This is a genomic window from Brevibacillus sp. FSL L8-0520, from assembly GCF_037963895.1.
Classification (GTDB): domain Bacteria; phylum Bacillota; class Bacilli; order Brevibacillales; family Brevibacillaceae; genus Brevibacillus; species Brevibacillus borstelensis.
Window position 1 is genome coordinate 4,000,539 of the sequence record NZ_CP150171.1, and the last position, 16,520, is coordinate 4,017,058.

A 16,520-nucleotide genomic window follows, 5' to 3' on the forward strand; every position below is an offset into this window, starting at 1 on the left:
ATGCTGATTTATGGCCTTTTGGAATGCTTATTTGCTCTGATTGGCCTTGTCCTGCTCTTTTTGCAGACGCTCTGCTACCTGCTCCGGCGTTTTCACCTTGCCGATCAGCTCCTGCAGGGAATTTTCCACGGCAAGCTTGACCGGCGGCTGCACGACAGCATCATACGCTCTCCAGGTGCTGCTGGCGTTGTTGATCGTCTGGATGACCTCGGTAATCAATGGATCGGCACCGGACAGATCGCTCAGCTTCATCGACGGGAGCACCCGATCCTCGACCAGCATCCGTTTTTGCACCTCTTCGTTGAAATGCTCCTTGATAAAGGCATAGACCATCTGTTTTTGCTCCTCGGTCAGGTCTTTGGAGAAGCCGAAGCCGTTGGAGTAACCAGCGTTGATCGAGGTCTGGTCGCCCTTTCCTCCGCTGACCGCCGGGAAGGGGAAGAAACCGATCTGCCCTTTCAGATCGCCCGCCTCGTCGCCGCTGTAGCGAGTGGCATCCCAGCTTCCGGTGAAGACCATGCCGGCCTCTCCGCGCAGGAACTGGGCTCCCTGATCGGAGTATGGCAAGCCGAGCGCCCCTTTGGTAAAGTAGTCGGCATTCACCAGGGAGGCATAGTCGGAAAGTGCCTTCACCATTTCCGGATCAGTCCACTTGTGGGTGCCGCTGACCAGCCCTTCGATGGCCGGCATCCCGGCATTTCGTTCCAATATCGTGTTGAACAGCATCGCGTTGACCCAGCCGTCCTTGGCCGCCAGGGCAAGCGGCACTTTTCCCGCTGCCTTCAGCTTTTCATTTACAGCGATAAATTCATCCCATGTCTTCGGGACGCTGAGACCCAGCTCGGCAAACAGCTTTTTGTTGTAGAAAAATCCTTCGGCGTACCCGCCTATCGGCAGACCGTAGACGCGGCCGTCGACCGTGAACTCTTCGAGGTTGACAAACTTGTCTTTCAAGCCCGATTCGACCAGAAAGTCAGTCAAATCAAGCAGTCTTCCTGCCTTGACGTACAGCTTCGTATCGGCTCCGCCAAACATCTCGAAGATTTTCGGCGGATTCCCTGCCGCCATCTCCGCCTTCAGCTTTTGATCGCGGTTGACGTTTTCATCCATGCCTTCCAGCTCGATTTTCAGACCCGGATTTTTTTCTTCTGTCTTTTTGACGACATCTTCCAGAATCTTCAGTCTTGTTTTGCTGGTCTCCTTGATTTGCGTATGTCTGAGCGAAAGGGTGACTTCCTTTTTGACAGCGCTTCCAGAATTGTCGGCAGGTGTCGTCGAACCTGCCGGCGCCTGCGGCTGTGTGCTTGTGCTGGCACCGCCGCCGCTGCTACAGGCGGCGACGACCAGCATCGATGACATCAACAACAGGGCTCCCGCCTGTTTCCATGCATGTTTCATTGCCTGTTTCACTTCAGACCCCCCTTTTTTCCTGATTTTGCCTTTGTACGATCATTATAGATTTGAAAATTTTTGGCAGGTAGGTCGAAATTTCTTTACAAACAGGGGGAAAAAACTCTACGGCGCTGGTGTTTCCTCAGACCCGGCCGACATGAAAACGAGCAATGCCCATTTCGCATTTTTTAATGATTCCGGTGTAAAATCAACGGTCTTGATGACTTGTTCATCAGTCGCCTGCATGCCCCATACCGCGGCACGCTCGCCTTCCTGCAAATTCAGCTCTTCTGCCAGCTCGATCGGACTGCTGGCGACCTGCTTGGCATCCACGACCCAATCAAGCTGACTGCTGGTTGAGCCGTTTTTATCGGTGAGGGCAACCGTGATTTCATAATGCGTCTTGTTCGGGTCCTCTCCCTGGCTGCCCTTTACGGAAAAGATCGCTTCCCCGTCAAAGCTGTATTGCTCTTCTTTGCCCTCTTTTCCATCTTTGTCCCTGATGCTTTCCCCAAGCTCTCCGAGGGTCTGCGTCTTTTTGCCGTATTCCCATACTTCCAGCGTAGTTTTGATCTCGTTGCTCTTTCCGCGATATTTTACTTGAACCGCGCCGGACATCAGTCCCAAGAACGGTTTGAATTTTTGCGCATCGCCTGCAAATAAATCGACCGGCTTCACTTGCATGGCTGCCTCCGGTGCCTTCTCTACCGGCGTGCAAGCCGCTGCCGAAACGGCCAATCCAGCTACAAGAATAAGTCCGAGCCATTTTTTCATCGACTTTGTCTCCTTTGTCTCCCGTAAATCTGTCCACAAGAACGAATCCATTGTAACCAATAACCATCCGCGAAACAATTGACCGATGGCTGAGAGTATGCCGGATTTGCCGGCAGGGAATTAGAAAACTTGGCTACGCCAAGCTTTTTGGCGTGGTCTTAGTTGCACTTATACTTTCACCCTCTATCGCGTTAGCGAAATTAGACTTTTACAAAGTAGAAAAAAGCTTCGCCTGGTCAATCGGCGAAGCCATTCGTGTATTCGTTGTCCGATAAATCCTTGCCCGATAGGTCCAACAGTGAGAACCCGAGAGACTTTCGGGACACCGGCCACCATCCTTACAATTTTGCATCCGCCGCCGGCTGACAGCTCAAAAAAGGGTGGCTCACCGCTTCCCCAACAATTCTTCCGTCTCTTCCACCAGCTTGCGCACCAGCTCTTCCGCACTCATCGCTCTGCCCAGCGCCCCGGCCTGCCCGGCCCACATCGAGAGAAATTCGCTTCTCTCCTGCTTGGATGCCGCTTGGCGGATATCGCGGGTCAAAGCGTTTTGCACCGGATACGCCGGGATTTCTTCCGTGTACGGGGCGAGCAGCTGCATGAACTCATTGGTTACGCCGCGGGCCGCCTTTCCGGAAAAGGCCGTGGTCAGGACCGTTGCCTCGTCACTGGCCGACAGCACCGCCTGCTTGTGCAAGCGATGGGCGCCGCTCTCTTCCGTCAACAGAAACGCTGTTCCCAGCTGAGCGGCCTGCGCTCCCAGCATGAAGGCAGCGGCGATTCCTCTGCCGTCCATAATGCCGCCAGCGGCAATGACCGGAATGGAAAGCCGGTCTGCCATTTGCGGAACCAACGCCATCAATCCGACGAGATTGTCCGGCGAATCCGGCAAAAACGAGCCGCGGTGCCCGCCTGCTTCGCTTCCCTGGGCAACCACCATGTCCACGCCGCTCGCTTCCAGGGCCACGCCCTCCCGTACTGTCGTGGCTGTGCCGATGACGACGATTCCGCGCTGCTTGCACGCAGCCATCCATCTTTTGTCCAAAAGGCCAAAGGTAAAGCTGAACACAGGCACCCGCTCTTCCAGCACAGCGGCCATCTGCTCTTCAAACGGCTCTGCTACCTTTCCCAGCTCCGGGTCCTCGGGGATGCCCAGACGGCGCCTCGTTTCATTCATAATCTGCCGGACTGCTTCGCCCGGGACTGTTTTGCCTGTCTCTTCTTCCGGAATGAACAGATTGACGCCAAATGGCTTGTCGGTCAGTTCGCGAATGGCCCGAATCGCTGTGCGAATCTGCTCGCCGCTCATATAGCCCGCTCCCAGCGTGCCCAGTCCGCCAGCCTGAGAGACGGCTGCAACCAGCTGCGGAGTCGTCGTTCCTCCCGCCATCCCCGCCTGGATGATCGGCAGTTTGATTCCGAGTTTGCTTGTCACTTCGTTGCCGGTCCACATACATGCTCGCTCCTCTCTGGTCATTCCTGCTCTTTTGCCCGTCGCAGCAAATCGATAAAATGAGTCAGAATCCGTGCTGTCATCCCCCACACGACCCGTCCCTTAAGCTGGTAGAAGTAGTGGGAGACAGAGCCAAACCGCCACGGGTAGTCTTCTCCGCCCGGTATGAGGTGGTAGGGGTAATCCGGGCCAGGCTCGACCCGTATTTTCGCCTGGTAGATATCAGGGCTTGTTGCAAGCAATTCTGCCAGCGGCACCAAAAACACTTCGCCTACTTCCGCAGGATTCGGATGCAGCTCCTCAAGGGAATCCAGAAATCCAACGAAGGGGTATATACAGGATGCAGGGGTGACCAGCGTATCGAGCATGCCGACGAAATGAATTTGTTCCAGAGGCAATCCCAGCTCCTCGCTCGTCTCCCTGCGTGCGGCATCCCACTCGGACGCATCCTCCGGGTCGATCCGGCCGCCGGGAAAGCAGATTTCCCCGGCTTGTCTGCGCATCGTTGCAGCCCGTTTTTCAAACAGCACACACAATTGCCCATCTTCCCCTCTGACCAGCGGGACCAGTACGCCGAAACGGGAGAAATCCTGTTCTCCCATAATTCCCGGCCTGTGCTTGCCCAGTACCGCTTCCACTTCGGCAATCGTTTTGTCCATATTCCTGTTTGTTCCGTCCGCCATTTGATTCAAGCCTCCATTTCATGCAGCCTGAAAAACATGGGTAATAGAGCTGGGACGATCATACTCCACCCCGGTTACAAGCCGTTCCTTTCTGTCTGTCCTGCTGTGATCGGAATGACCTGCAGCTAGGCCTCTATGTAAACCGATATTTCAATTAAATTTTGATCGGGATCGCGCAAATAGACCGAGCGGATCTTCCCGACAGCACCCGTTCTGTCTACCGGCCCTTCCAATATCGGGACTCCGCACGTCTCCAGATGTGCCATGACCTGCTCCAGCGGAACAGAAGCGATCAAACAAAGATCGGCAGAACCCGGAACAGCTTTGTTAGCCTTGGGCTCAAACTCTTGCCCGGCTTGATGCAGATTTATTTTTTGCCGTCCAAACTGCAACGCAAACCTCCCACCGCCAAACGTCACAACCGTCATGCCCAGCACCTTTTCATAAAATGCACAGGTTGCCTCTACATCTGCTACGGTAAGCACAAGATGGTCCAGTCTGTCTATCATCTCTCTTCCTCCCATCGCGGTTCGTGGCCCAAAGAAAAAGACGAAGTCTCCTAGTTTCAGGATACCACGTCTCTTTGATTTCGTTTACCTGTTATTCCGCTTTTATCCATGCTACACGGTTCATCTCAAGGTCGGACAACCATTCCTCCGGCGCCGCTTCATCACAGATCACCATGTCGATCGCAGACAGATCGGACACCTGGCACAGGGTGCTCGTACCGATTTTGGAATGGTCGGCCATGACGATCACTTCACTGGCATGCTCGATATACCGCTTGGCAAGCAAAGCCCTCTCCAGCTCGTAGCAGGTGATCCCCCTGTCCATCATGATGCCGTCAACGGACAAAAAGGCTTTGTCCACGTAGAAATTGCTCATCATGCTCTCGGCGAAGGGGCCCGCAACGCGGTGGTGCTTGGCGTTCACTTTGCCTCCGAGAAAAAACAGCTCGGCGGACAGAAGTCCCTGATTTTGATAGCTTACGAGCATGGAAAGAGCAGTGACCGAGCTGGTGATAATGACCAGCTCCTTTCTATCCACGAGGAATTCGATCATCTGCAATGGCGTCGTTCCTTCATCGATAATGATCGTATCCTGATCCTGCACCAGAGCTGCCGCCGCTCGTCCGATCCGCTTCTTTTCCTCGGCTCTGAGCACCTCTCGCGACAGATGGGAAGGCTCAGCCCTCTCCTGCCGCAGCTTCACTGCCCCTCCGTACACGCGCTTCAGCTTCTTTTCCGCCTCCAGCTCTTCCAGATAGCGACGGATGGACTCCGAAGACACCTGCAGCGCCTCCACCAAATCATTGGTGCGCACCTTGCCCTGTGCATCCAGCAGCTGAAGTATGATTTTTTTCCGTTCTTCTCCGTTCAACGACACGCCGTTACGCCCCCTGCCCCGCTCTACCATTTATCCGGAAATTCTTTTTGTATGTTGTCCCGTTCTATCAGATTCTGCGAGACAAGCCAGCACAGCCTTTCTCCGTCCTTGGCCCTCTCGCGATTGAATCGTACCCGTTCAGTTCCATTTTTCCCCTCTCTGAGAATTGTAGAGGAATTGGGCGATACAATCAAGGATTCCTGGCCCTGTCCCGCCGATTTCCTGGAGCCTCGCCAAGTCATTGCCTTATTGCGGCCACGGCCGCCTCTCTCTTCTTACCGCCAATACATACTGGCTTTAACAGCCTGGACCAATCTGTCGATGTCTTCGGCGTACACTTCTCCGATATTCCCGATGCGGAAGGTCTCCGCCTGCGAAATTTTCCCCGGATAGATGACAAACCCGGCCTGTTTCAAGCGTTCGTAAAACGTTTCAAAGCGGAACTCCGGGTGATCGGGATAGCGAAACGAGGTGATGATCGGCGACTGCCAGCGAGCCGGAAGCAGACAGGAAAAGCCGAGGCCCTCCATTCCTTCAACGAGCAGGCGCTGGTTGTCCGCATAGCGCTTGTTTCTCGCTCCGACGCCTCCCTCTTGCTCCAGCTCCACGAGCGCCTGATAAAAAGCCCGAACGGTGTGGGTCGGAGAGGTAAACCGCCACTTTCCGCCTTGCTTTTCCATCGTTTCCCACTGGTCGTACAGATCGAGCGAGAGGGAGCGCGCCTGTCCTTTGCACGCCTCTAGCGACGCCGTTTTGGCGATGACAAAGCCAAATCCGGGGACGCCCTGGATGCACTTGTTAGCGCTGCTGACGAGAAAATCAGCCCCCAGCTCTGCCGTGTCGAGAGGTATTCCGCCGAAGCTGCTCATCGCATCGACGATCAGGATCTTGTTGAAACGCTTCACGGCATGCGCCATTTGTTCAAGCGGATTGAGCATCCCCGTCGTCGTCTCGCAATGAACGACGGCTACATGCGTAATCGCCGTATCTTGTTCCAGCTTTTCCGCGAGGCTGTCCGGGTTCACCGGCTCCATTTCCCCGAAGGCCATCCTCGCCATCGGAATCCCGTGCACGTTTGCGATTTTGGCGATGCGGTCTCCGTAGGCGCCATTAGTCAATACAAGCAGCTTGCCGTCCTTTGGGACAGCCGAGCTGATCACCGCTTCCACGCAAAAGGTTCCGCTGCCCTGAATCAGGACAGACGTATAGCCGTCCGGCTTCGCGGCAGCCAGAGAAACAAGCCTGCGGCGGATGCTTTGGACCAATTGGTTGTAATCGTCGTCCCAGGTGCACCAGTCTCGGAGCATGGCGGCACGGACGCTTGGCGAGGTGGACAGCGGTCCCGGCGTCAGCAGCAGGTATGGATTATCCGGTCCGCTTTCTGTTTTGGCGAGCAGTTTGCTTTTCTTGGCTGTCATGGCTTTTCACCACCCGCCAGACGATCTACGATTTCATCCAGCACCTCGTCCAATTTGCCGATTTCATCAATGATGAAGTGTGCACCCGCCTGTCTGAATCGCTCTGCTGCTTCTGCGGCTTTTTGTGCAAGCAAGACCGGATCGGCTGCTGCCACCTGTTCACGCGACCAGCCCAGCTCGCTCCCGCCTTTTACGACTCCGACCGTCCACATGCCGGCATTTTTGCCCTCCCGTATATCGCTTACGGTATCTCCTACCTTTACCATTGCGCTCATCGGATAGACTCCCAGCAGCTTTGCATTTTCATAACACATCCATGGCTCCGGCCGGCCAGCGGGAACTTCGTCGGAAGCGACAATCGCATCTGGCGCATATCCTCGCTCCCGGGCTGCTGCTGCCACAATCTTCATCATTTCGGCGGTATAACCAGTCGTTGAGCCTATCTTCAAGCCGCGCTCGCGCAGCCGCTCTGCCAATTCCACCGCTCCCGGGACCGGCAGCGCATACTTTTCCAAGACGGTAACCATCATCGGCTCAAACTCTGCATACAGAGCGTCCACATCCGTCTCGTCCGGCTTCTTGCCGTAGAGCTTTTCCCACTGCGTGCAAATCCGCTCCATCCGGCAGATCGCCCGGATGTGATCGCGCTTCAGCAAGCCCATCGGCACGCGGGCCTCCTCCGGCGTGACATCGATCCCCCGTCGCTTGAATACCTCGATAAATACAGCGAGCGGTGCAAAACAACCGTAGTCAATCATCGTTCCCGCCCAATCAAACACAACTGCTTTCAACACATGTTCACCAGCTTTCTCGCGTTATCTCGTACATATAAGTCCTGTCAACCGAACGGCGCTGCTGGATGCAATGCCTTTGTGGACAGCATGTTTTTACACGTTATCTTTCCTGCCATTTGTTTGTCCGCTTTTTCAAAAGAAACGAAATCCACTCTGCGCAGCCGCGGGCAATGATATTGATCACGACGATCAGAACGGACATGGCCGCAGCCGGGGCAACGTCTCCGGCATCGTCCATATTGACGATCGCCACGGAGGCCAGCTTGAAGTCTGCCGCGTAGAGGAAAACCACCGCAGAGATCGTGACCATCGCATTTATAAAAAAGTAGACAGCCATCTCGATGATAGCGGGCAGGCACAGCGGCACAGTGACTCGCCAAAATGTTTTGTACTGGGGAATTCCCATCGATTCCGCAGCCGCTTCAAATTCCGGGTCCAGCTTTTTCAGTGCAGTCGTGGCCGTAATGAAGGCCACGGAGAAAAAGTGAACGACATTGGCCAGCACCAGTATCCAGATCGTTCCGTACATACTGTGCAAAGGATTCGCCGGATTGTTGAAAAAGAAAATGTACGCAAGCCCAATGACCAGGCCCGGCAAAGCGAGCGGCAGCACGGACAAAAAGTAGCCTGCCTGGCGAAGCCTGTTCCATACCTGCATTTTCTCCAGGACGTAAGCCGCGACAAAGGTGAAGACTGTCCCGATTCCGGCCGTCCAGAGGGCGATTTTCACACTGTTGTACAAGGTTTCCATCCCCGCTCCCGCTGCCTGCGAGAAGTCGTAATGGCCGAGAGTAAAGGTCAGGTTGTACGGCCATACCTTGATAAACGACGCCAGGACGACCGCTCCCATCAAGAGCAGCAGCAGACTGGTGACTCCCAGGCAATAGAGAAAGAATAGCGTGTCACGAAGCTTGTTTTCCTTGATCTGATAGGGCAGCGACTTGGACGTGACAGCAGCGTTTTGCTTTCGCTGCACGATCCGGTCCACGACAAAGGCCAGCAGGGCAGGCGCGATCAACAAAAGGCCGACGGTCGCTCCCATCGTCATGTTTTGCTGGCCGATCACCTGTTTGTACACATCTGTCGCCAATACGGAATACTGCCCGCCTACGACTTTGGGCGCCCCAAAATCGGTGAATGACAGTGTAAACGAAACAAAAGCCGAGCTGATCAAGCCGTATTTGACGCCGGGGATGGTAACTGTCCAAAACTTTCGCCAGCCTCGCGCTCCGAGGGTATCTGCCGCCTCGTACAGGCGGTAGTCGGCAAAGGCCAGCGAGACGGCCAAAATCAGGTAGGCTTGCGGAAACACGTAGACGATTTCCGCGAGCACGATCCCGGTGGCACCGTACAGCTCCATATCCCAGGAAAACGGCAGCAGCCCGAAAATTCCGGTCGTGATCAACCCTTGATTGCCAAAGAGATAGGTAAGCCCGATCCCGTGCATCATCGTCGGGGCAAACAGCGGCAAGAGAGCAATGGAACGAAACCACGCCTTGCCCTTCATCCTGGTGCGTGTCAAGGCGTAGGCAAACAAAAAAGCGAGCGCAACCGCCAAAATCGTCGTCATGCAAGAGATGTACAGCGTATTGGTAAAAGACTGGACGAGCGACGGTGTGGAAAAATAGGCGATGAAATTGGAAAGGCCTGCAAAGCGTCCCTGTTCGTCCCAAAAGGCTCGGACAAACAATGTCAGCAAGGGCCACAGCACAACGACCCCCAGGACCATAACGAGCAAGGCAAGGACGCCCTTTTGCCAGGCTTTGTCGATCCCGCCCCTCTTTATCGCTTTCCCCTGGCTCCCCGCATCGAAGATCGTTTCCTTGCTGGCGCTATTGCGGGCGCTGCTGTCCACATCCATGCGCAGGTCTTCACGGGTCCCCTCCTGCTTGGCCTTGTCCGCTTCCCTTTTTGCGTGCAGCAATGTCTCCATTTTCCTCACCCTGCACCCTTCCAAGCGTCCCGTTCAAATACCAGCAGCTTTTCCAGGGGAAGCTCCAGCAGTACCTTTTGATCACGCTTTACTCTCATTCGCTGCGCCGATGCGGCAGGCAAATCAATCGTCAGGCGAAGAGGAATTGTTGCTTCCTGCTCATCCTGCACTTGCAAAAACAAGCGGTAAAACGAACCGCGGAACTCTACGCTTTCGACGACGGCAGGGATACCGCACTCCGTCTCGTGATCCAGCAGACGAACATGCTCGGGACGAATCGCCAAAAGCGCGTTTGCATCCGGGAGATGACCGACAAAACGGGTTCCCTCAAAAAAGTTGATCGCTCCGATGAAATCGGCGACAAACGGGCTGCCCGGCCGATTGTACACATCTTCCGGCGTCCCGATCTGAACCACCTCCCCGTGGTCCATCACGACAATTTTATCGGCCATGGTCAAAGCTTCATCCTGATCGTGGGTAACCATGATCGTAGTCATGCCTGTTTCTTCATGAAGACGCCGAATCTCGCGGCGGAGCTTTTGACGGACCTTGGCGTCCAGCGCGGACAACGGCTCGTCCAGCAGCAGCACATCGGGGGCGAGCGCAATGGCCCGGGCTAAAGCCACTCGCTGCTGCTGACCGCCAGAGAGCTGGGCCGGATATTTGCCTCCCGCCTGCTCCAGATCGACCATCGCCAGTACCTCCGCCACCTTTTCCTTGATGGCGGTCCGCATCCATTTTTTCTCCCGCAAGCCAAACGCGACGTTCTCGGCAACGGTCAGGTTCGGGAACAAGGCATAGGATTGAAACATCATCGCGGTTCCCCGCTCCGCCGGGGGGCGGGTGGTAATATCTTGTCCGTGCAGTTCGATGCGGCCTGTCGTCGGCTGCTCCAGTCCGGCCAAAATCCGTAGCAGCGTTGATTTTCCGCAGCCGCTGGGGCCGAGCAGGCAGATAAATTCATGCTGGCTGATGGCAAAGGAAACATGCTCGAGCGCGGTGTACAATCCAAAACGCTTGCTCACGCCCTGGATGGATAAATAGGATTGTGTCATGTTCGCACTCCTCTTAGTTCGCAGGCTCGCTTTTTTGGTTGAAACGCTTCTCCCACTCAGCCAGCACCTTGTCGCGGTTCTCAGCCGATTTTTTCAGGTCGTTTTTGATCAATTGCTGCAGCGGATCGACCGTATAGCCCTCCGGAATCTGGCTGCTTGCCCCTTTGACGCTGACGATGGCAAAGTTCTTGTTGTACTCCTTCATCGCTTCATCAGAAATCGCCCAGTCCAGAAATTGCTTTGCTGCCGGTTTGATCGTTTGCTTTTTCACCAGGGCGTTTGCTTCCACATCCCAGCCCGAGCCCTCTTTCGGGAAGACGATTTCGACCGGCGCTCCCTTTTGCTTTTCGGTAATGGAGCGGTAGCCAAACGAAATGCCGATCGGGTACTCGCCGGAAGCAGCCATTTTTGCCGGCTTGGAGCCGGAGTGGGTATAGACAGCCATGTTTTCATGCAATTTGTCCAGATAGGCCCAGCCTTCTTCCTCGCCCTTCAATTGGAGCAAGGCGGAAACAGTCAGGTAGCCGGTGCCCGACGATGCCGGATTGGGCATGACGATCATTCCCTTGTACTCCGGCCTGATCAGGTCTTCGTAGGACTGCGGAATGGGGAGGTTCTTCTTCGCCAGCTCAACCGTATTCACAGCAAACGCAGTCTCCCAGGCATCTATGCCTACCCAATGGGCCGGCTCCTGCGTGTCTTTGAACTCGGGAGCGACCCGCTCGATTCCTTTCGGCGAGTACCCTTCCAGCATGCCATGCTGATCCAGCACCAGCAGACTGGTAGCCGCTACTCCCCAGATCACGTCAGCCTGCGGATTGTCTTTTTCCGCCAGGAGCTTGGCGGTAATCACACCGGTAGAATCGCGGACGATATTGATTTTTGTCTCCGGGTGCTTCTGCTTGAAGGATTCCAGATACGACTTGATCTGGTCGTCTTCTAATGCCGTGTAGACGGTGAGCTCGGATGAACCTGATGCTGCACCTCCTGCAGAGACTGTGGATTGCTGTGATTGTGTTTGTGTCCCTGAAGCCTGACCGCAACCTGCGGCGACAGGAAGCAGCAACAAGGACGCAAGCAAAGGATGGAACCAACGCTTCATATGAACCTCTCCCTCTCTTTTCAGAACCTTTCATCACCTCTCATGATACGGGCTGTTTGTAAATCACGTGTGAATCAAGTATTAAGAAATTGTTTTTACTTTGTTTTTGTTGTTTTTTATTGTAACTTAGTTGACCAATTAAAGAAAGACCAGCCCCAAACATGCACAAACATGTTTGAAGCTGGCCGATAGCTTGCTGCCTTATCTGGTTTTCGGGAGACAGTCTTTACGTTTTTAACCGGATTTCGACACAAACCTGGACTAGCCAGCTTAGGCCAATGCTTTCACCAGGCTTTGTCCAAATTCCACAGCTCCGTCTGGACCGTCGCTCGTAATCACGTCTTTGTGTGCCACAACGTGCTCGGCTACGTACTCTACGTTGTTTGCAGCCAGCTCGGAGATCATCACGTCAACAGGGTAGCACGTACCTTTGCGCCCGGAAAGCAAGCCTGTCTTTGCGACCACTACCGAACCTGCGCAGATGCCGGAAACGAGAATGTTCTGGTCATACGCTTGTTTCAAATAGCTGATCAGCTCCTGGTTTCCCCACAGATGGTCGATGGTTCCGGAACCGCCAATCACCGCTACGACATCATAGTCGCTTGCCGACACTTCCGAGAAGATGACCTCGGCTTCCGCTTTTCCCGCGTTGTCTCCTGTGATCACACCCGTTTTTGTACTGGCAACGGTCACTTCGATACCGGCTTTTTGCAGTTCTTCTTTCGGTCTGAACAGCTCATCCTCGTTGAAACGGTCTGGTGGTATGATAAGCAATGCTTTTTTCGCCATGATATAATGTCCTCCTTGATCGTGAACAAGTGTTCAAAAGATACTCTCATCCTATCGTCATTTGCCCATGGCGGGAAGCATGCACTTTTTTGTTCGATGGTTACAAAAATGTTACTATTGGAGAAGGAGGCGTAGGAAGCGATGTCAGACAAATTGCGAAAAGAAATTCAGGAAAAGCTCAAAAATGGCGATTTCAATTGTGAAAAGGAGCTTACACTGTCCATCATCAGCGGAAAATGGAAGGTCGTCATTTTGTGGCACTTGGGTGTTGAGGGGCCGCATCGGTTTAGCGACCTCCAGAGGCTGTTTCCGAAAATATCCCATAAAATGTTGACCAATCAACTCCGCGAGCTGATGGAAGACGGGATCGTTCATAGAGAGGTTTACCCGGAAGTTCCCCCGAAGGTCGAGTACTCCATGACTGAGCTCGGCATGACGCTGCTGCCGATCGTCGAGATGATGTATGAATGGGGAAAAAAGCGGATGGCGGATTTAAAGCAACAGATCCATGCTTCCGAGGTCTAGGCAACACGTCCATTCGTTATAGAAGCATATGAACATGACATGGAAAAACGCTTGGAGACCATCCAAGCGTTTTCTTGCGTTTATTTCCCGTATTGCACGACTTTCAGCAAGCTGGAAATGGTTGAGGAATGCATCGCTTCATGGACGATGGCAAAGTTCACGACCTCGCCGACTGTCGTAAAACGGAGCGGTCCCATTTCCACCGGCGACTTCAGCGGTTCCTCGAGCTTGCCGGGGGCTATCTCTGCGATGCGGGCAAGCTGCTCGGACAAGTGCTCGACAAGCTCTTCTTTTGTTGGAGGCTCAGCGGTCCAATCGGACGGCTTCGTCCCCGTATTGAACAAGGCAGCATACGACTCCGGAAGGCGCGAGGTGTCCGGGAAGCCCAGGGAGAGAAAGGATTCCAGGCAAAAGACGATATGGCCGACATTCCATCTGATCGTATTGGTAAACTGTGGAGGTTGAGCATCGAACAGCTCCTCGGGGATGGATTGAACCTGGTGCAGGACGATTTGCCGAACAGATTTTGCGGTGTTGACAATGTTTTGAGACATAAGACCATTCCTCCATTCATTCTCCGTTATTGACTGTGTGCTTCCTGTCAAAACAACTGTACCCTTTTCAAAAAAACTCTACAATCGCCAGTTTCCGATTATAATGATTACTGAAAGTGATGATAACTGCGGGGAGAGGGATACATGGAGCTGCGACAATTGGAGTACTTTATCGCTGTTTGCGAGGAGATGCATTTTTCCAGGGCATCCGAGAAGCTTTGCACCACACAGTCCAATCTCAGCCAACAGATCAAGCTTTTGGAGAGCGAGTTAGGCGTCCCGCTCTTTGATCGCATGGGTAAAAGAATCGCGATGACAGAAGCAGGGAAAGTGTTGCTGGAACAAAGCCGCCATGTTTTTTCCCATCTTGCCTATGCCCGCGACGCCATTGCCGAAATGAAAAATGTGCAAGGCGGAACGCTCACGATCGGGGTTCTGCCCGGAGATGCGGATCTTCTCTTTGATGCTCTGCTTGTGGAATTCCACCGAACCTACCCGCAATTGTCTTTATCCGTCATCGAATCCACGAAGGTTTTGGAGCAGGTCATCAGCGGCACTATCGACATTGGCGTCACGACCACGCCTCCCCCCGCTGAACGAATGACCGTGCTGCCGTTATTTCACGAAGAATTTGCCTTGGCTATCCGTGCAGACCACCCGCTCGCCAAGGAAAAAGCGATCCCCTTTGCCGGGCTGCAGCACTTGAAAATGGTGATGTTTCCCCCGGATCATCAAGTCAGGCAAGTGATCAGCCGTTATTGTCTCCAGGAAGGTTTCCGTCTGCAGCCGCATATCGAAACGACCACCCTGTCCTCTCTGCTCACACTGGTGGAGCAGGGGATCGGTGCATGCGTACTGCCCCGACTGCTGCTGGAAAATCTCAACCGAAAAGAGATCGCGATCATCTCGCTTCTGGATCCGACGCCTTGCCAGGACATCTGTATCGTCCATCGTTCGGACAGATACATGGGATTTGCAGCCCGAACGTTTATCGATACGTTGACTGCCTATATCCAGACAGCGATCGCCCATACCAAAAAACACTCCAAATCGGTTACATAAGCTGCCGGATAAGGTCAGCAAAGCCTTAGCCGCTTTTCGAACAGGTCGAAAACGCGGACTCTCCATAATCGGCTGCCACAAAAAAGGAGGGGATTGCGTCATCCCCTCCTTTTTATTCGGCATCGTCCCCGAGAGCGTAGCGGACAGCGGCTTCCGCGTGAATCCGGGTGGTGTCAAAAACGGGCACGGCACAGTCTTGCTGCCCGATCAAAAGGCCGATTTCCGTGCAGCCCAGGATGATTCCCTCGGCCCCCTGCTCGATCAGGCGTCGGATTATTTCCAGATACCTGCCTTTCGACTCTTCCCGGATTACTCCCTGGCATAGTTCCGTGTAAATAATTTCATGCACGGCTTCCCGTTCCTCCGCAGAAGGAATGAGCACGTCCAAGCCGTGCTTGTCCCTCAGCCTTCCCGTGTAAAACTCCTCTTCCATCGTAAAACGGGTGGCAAGCAGGCCCACTCTCGTTAACCGGCAGCCTTGATGGAGTGAGCCGTAGCGTCAGCGATATGGATAAAGGGAAGCGGGACCTGTGTCTCGATCTTCTCCGCGACCTTGTGCATCGTATTTGTGCAAAGCACAATCATATCGGCACCGGCGGCCTCCAGTCTTTGGGCTGCACGCACCATTTCCCGGCCCAGTTCCGCCCATTCTCCCTGATGCTGCAAATGCGCAATTTCTGCGAAATCAACGGAGAACAGCAGGCATTTGGCAGAATGCAAATTTCCTCTTTCCGCCTTTACGGCCTCATTCAGCAAACGATAATACACCGCGGAGGACTCCCAGCTCATCCCGCCGATCAATCCAATCGTCTTCATTAGCCCGCTCCCCCTTCACCAATTTGTTTTCCCTTAGTATAAGTCTACAGGTGGATCAAGGGAATCTCTTTCTCGGGGGAAACCGGAGTGACGGCCCTGCCTCTCTCTCGCACCAGTGTATAGTATTCGTAACAACCGATTACGCTGCTGTCTCCGTTCATTACGCCCGGATAAGCCCGATTGACCGAGTATTCCTGGCTTTGATGGGCACGCAGCGCTTCCGCTTTTTGTTCACGGTATAGCGTGATGTCCACCTTTCCTGTAATGGGGACGGCCGGCCTCGGTCCCTTGTCGGGGCAATGGTCGTAGTAATGCGGAATGGATACGAAATAGAGCGAGGGGTATTCCCCGTTTTGCAGTTGCTGTTCCGCCCGTTCCACTGCGGCAACGGTAGCATTGGAGGCGGCGATATGATCGGGATGCCCGGTCACGCCGTCCGGCGGAAACGTGACTACCACGTTTGGTTTCCAATCCACGATCAACTGGCAAATGCGCTCTGCAAGCTCTTCCGGCTCCACTGCTGACAATCCGCCATCCGGATAACGGAGCAGCTCCAGCTTTCCGATCCCCAAAACGTCGGCTGCACGCGCAAGCTCCTGCTCCCGATGCCGGGCCAGCTCTTCCCGGCAGTTGATGGGAAACGGACCAGGACGCCCCTTGCAGCCGGACGTGACGCAAACGAGACACGTTTCATGTCCAGCGTCCCGGCACCTTGCCAATGTTCCGGCACATGCAAAAGATTCGTCGTCGGGATGGGGAAACACAAACATCCATCGTTTCATGC

16 protein-coding genes and 1 pseudogene are annotated in these 16,520 nt (G+C 54.3%); 2 read left to right on the forward strand and 15 right to left on the reverse strand.

The window, feature by feature from the left end; translation table 11 throughout:
- Nucleotides 1-27 precede the first annotated feature (27 nt).
- From NSQ24_RS19945 to NSQ24_RS20000, 12 genes are all read right to left on the reverse strand, one after another.
- Complete coding sequence (locus tag NSQ24_RS19945; RefSeq protein WP_051925342.1) at nucleotides 28-1,410, reverse strand: extracellular solute-binding protein; 1,383 nt, start codon at nucleotides 1,408-1,410, stop codon at nucleotides 28-30.
- A 105-nt stretch (nucleotides 1,411-1,515) separates the two neighbouring features.
- Nucleotides 1,516-2,166 carry a hypothetical protein gene (locus NSQ24_RS19950; RefSeq protein WP_031931873.1) on the reverse strand — a complete coding sequence of 217 codons (651 nt, stop codon included), beginning with the start codon at nucleotides 2,164-2,166 and terminating at the stop codon, nucleotides 1,516-1,518.
- Nucleotides 2,167-2,551: 385 nt separating this feature from the next.
- Nucleotides 2,552-3,619: a nitronate monooxygenase gene (locus tag NSQ24_RS19955; RefSeq protein ID WP_024983913.1), complete on the reverse strand. Its 1,068-nt coding sequence runs from the start codon at nucleotides 3,617-3,619 to the stop codon at nucleotides 2,552-2,554.
- Between the two features lie 20 nt (nucleotides 3,620-3,639).
- The gene (locus NSQ24_RS19960; protein ID WP_243014028.1) at nucleotides 3,640-4,302 is read right to left on the reverse strand and encodes a CoA pyrophosphatase; all 663 of its coding nucleotides are present in this window, start codon (nucleotides 4,300-4,302) and stop codon (nucleotides 3,640-3,642) included.
- A 125-nt stretch (nucleotides 4,303-4,427) separates the two neighbouring features.
- On the reverse strand, nucleotides 4,428-4,811 hold the full coding sequence (locus tag NSQ24_RS19965; protein ID WP_024983911.1) for a VOC family protein: 384 nt from the start codon (nucleotides 4,809-4,811) through the stop codon (nucleotides 4,428-4,430).
- Between the two features lie 91 nt (nucleotides 4,812-4,902).
- Nucleotides 4,903-5,688, reverse strand: a complete 786-nt coding sequence (locus NSQ24_RS19970; protein WP_024983910.1) for a DeoR/GlpR family DNA-binding transcription regulator — start codon at nucleotides 5,686-5,688, stop codon at nucleotides 4,903-4,905.
- A gap of 275 nt (nucleotides 5,689-5,963) precedes the next feature.
- The gene (phnW, locus tag NSQ24_RS19975) at nucleotides 5,964-7,106 is read right to left on the reverse strand and encodes a 2-aminoethylphosphonate--pyruvate transaminase (protein ID WP_227277815.1); all 1,143 of its coding nucleotides are present in this window, start codon (nucleotides 7,104-7,106) and stop codon (nucleotides 5,964-5,966) included.
- Nucleotides 7,103-7,900, reverse strand: coding sequence for a phosphonoacetaldehyde hydrolase (phnX, locus tag NSQ24_RS19980; RefSeq protein WP_024983908.1), 798 nt, complete (start codon nucleotides 7,898-7,900; stop codon nucleotides 7,103-7,105). The genes phnW and phnX overlap by 4 nt, the downstream gene beginning before the upstream one ends.
- A gap of 100 nt (nucleotides 7,901-8,000) precedes the next feature.
- On the reverse strand, nucleotides 8,001-9,833 hold the full coding sequence (locus NSQ24_RS19985) for a putative 2-aminoethylphosphonate ABC transporter permease subunit (protein WP_275261608.1): 1,833 nt from the start codon (nucleotides 9,831-9,833) through the stop codon (nucleotides 8,001-8,003).
- A 5-nt stretch (nucleotides 9,834-9,838) separates the two neighbouring features.
- Nucleotides 9,839-10,888: an ATP-binding cassette domain-containing protein gene (locus NSQ24_RS19990; RefSeq protein ID WP_172921169.1), complete on the reverse strand. Its 1,050-nt coding sequence runs from the start codon at nucleotides 10,886-10,888 to the stop codon at nucleotides 9,839-9,841.
- 13 nt (nucleotides 10,889-10,901) lie between these two features.
- Nucleotides 10,902-11,990 (reverse strand): putative 2-aminoethylphosphonate ABC transporter substrate-binding protein, encoded by a 1,089-nt coding sequence (locus tag NSQ24_RS19995; protein WP_243014027.1) that lies wholly within the window; start codon nucleotides 11,988-11,990, stop codon nucleotides 10,902-10,904.
- A gap of 270 nt (nucleotides 11,991-12,260) precedes the next feature.
- The gene (locus NSQ24_RS20000) at nucleotides 12,261-12,779 is read right to left on the reverse strand and encodes a DJ-1/PfpI family protein (RefSeq protein WP_003388924.1); all 519 of its coding nucleotides are present in this window, start codon (nucleotides 12,777-12,779) and stop codon (nucleotides 12,261-12,263) included.
- A 141-nt stretch (nucleotides 12,780-12,920) separates the two neighbouring features.
- Between NSQ24_RS20000 and NSQ24_RS20005 the strand changes: the two genes are divergently transcribed.
- Nucleotides 12,921-13,304, forward strand: a complete 384-nt coding sequence (locus NSQ24_RS20005; protein WP_003388923.1) for a helix-turn-helix domain-containing protein — start codon at nucleotides 12,921-12,923, stop codon at nucleotides 13,302-13,304.
- An 80-nt stretch (nucleotides 13,305-13,384) separates the two neighbouring features.
- Here the strand turns inward: NSQ24_RS20005 and NSQ24_RS20010 are convergent, their stop codons facing one another.
- Nucleotides 13,385-13,858 carry a DinB family protein gene (locus NSQ24_RS20010; RefSeq protein WP_003388922.1) on the reverse strand — a complete coding sequence of 158 codons (474 nt, stop codon included), beginning with the start codon at nucleotides 13,856-13,858 and terminating at the stop codon, nucleotides 13,385-13,387.
- A 144-nt stretch (nucleotides 13,859-14,002) separates the two neighbouring features.
- On the opposite strand from NSQ24_RS20010, the gene NSQ24_RS20015 reads away from it, so the two are divergent.
- Nucleotides 14,003-14,920 carry a LysR family transcriptional regulator gene (locus NSQ24_RS20015; RefSeq protein WP_024983904.1) on the forward strand — a complete coding sequence of 306 codons (918 nt, stop codon included), beginning with the start codon at nucleotides 14,003-14,005 and terminating at the stop codon, nucleotides 14,918-14,920.
- Nucleotides 14,921-15,032: 112 nt separating this feature from the next.
- Here the strand turns inward: NSQ24_RS20015 and NSQ24_RS20020 are convergent.
- Nucleotides 15,033-15,736: pseudogene (locus NSQ24_RS20020) on the reverse strand (aspartate/glutamate racemase family protein).
- A 44-nt stretch (nucleotides 15,737-15,780) separates the two neighbouring features.
- On the reverse strand, nucleotides 15,781-16,518 hold the full coding sequence (locus tag NSQ24_RS20025; protein WP_024983902.1) for a PIG-L deacetylase family protein: 738 nt from the start codon (nucleotides 16,516-16,518) through the stop codon (nucleotides 15,781-15,783).
- Between the last annotated feature and the right edge of the window lie 2 nt (nucleotides 16,519-16,520).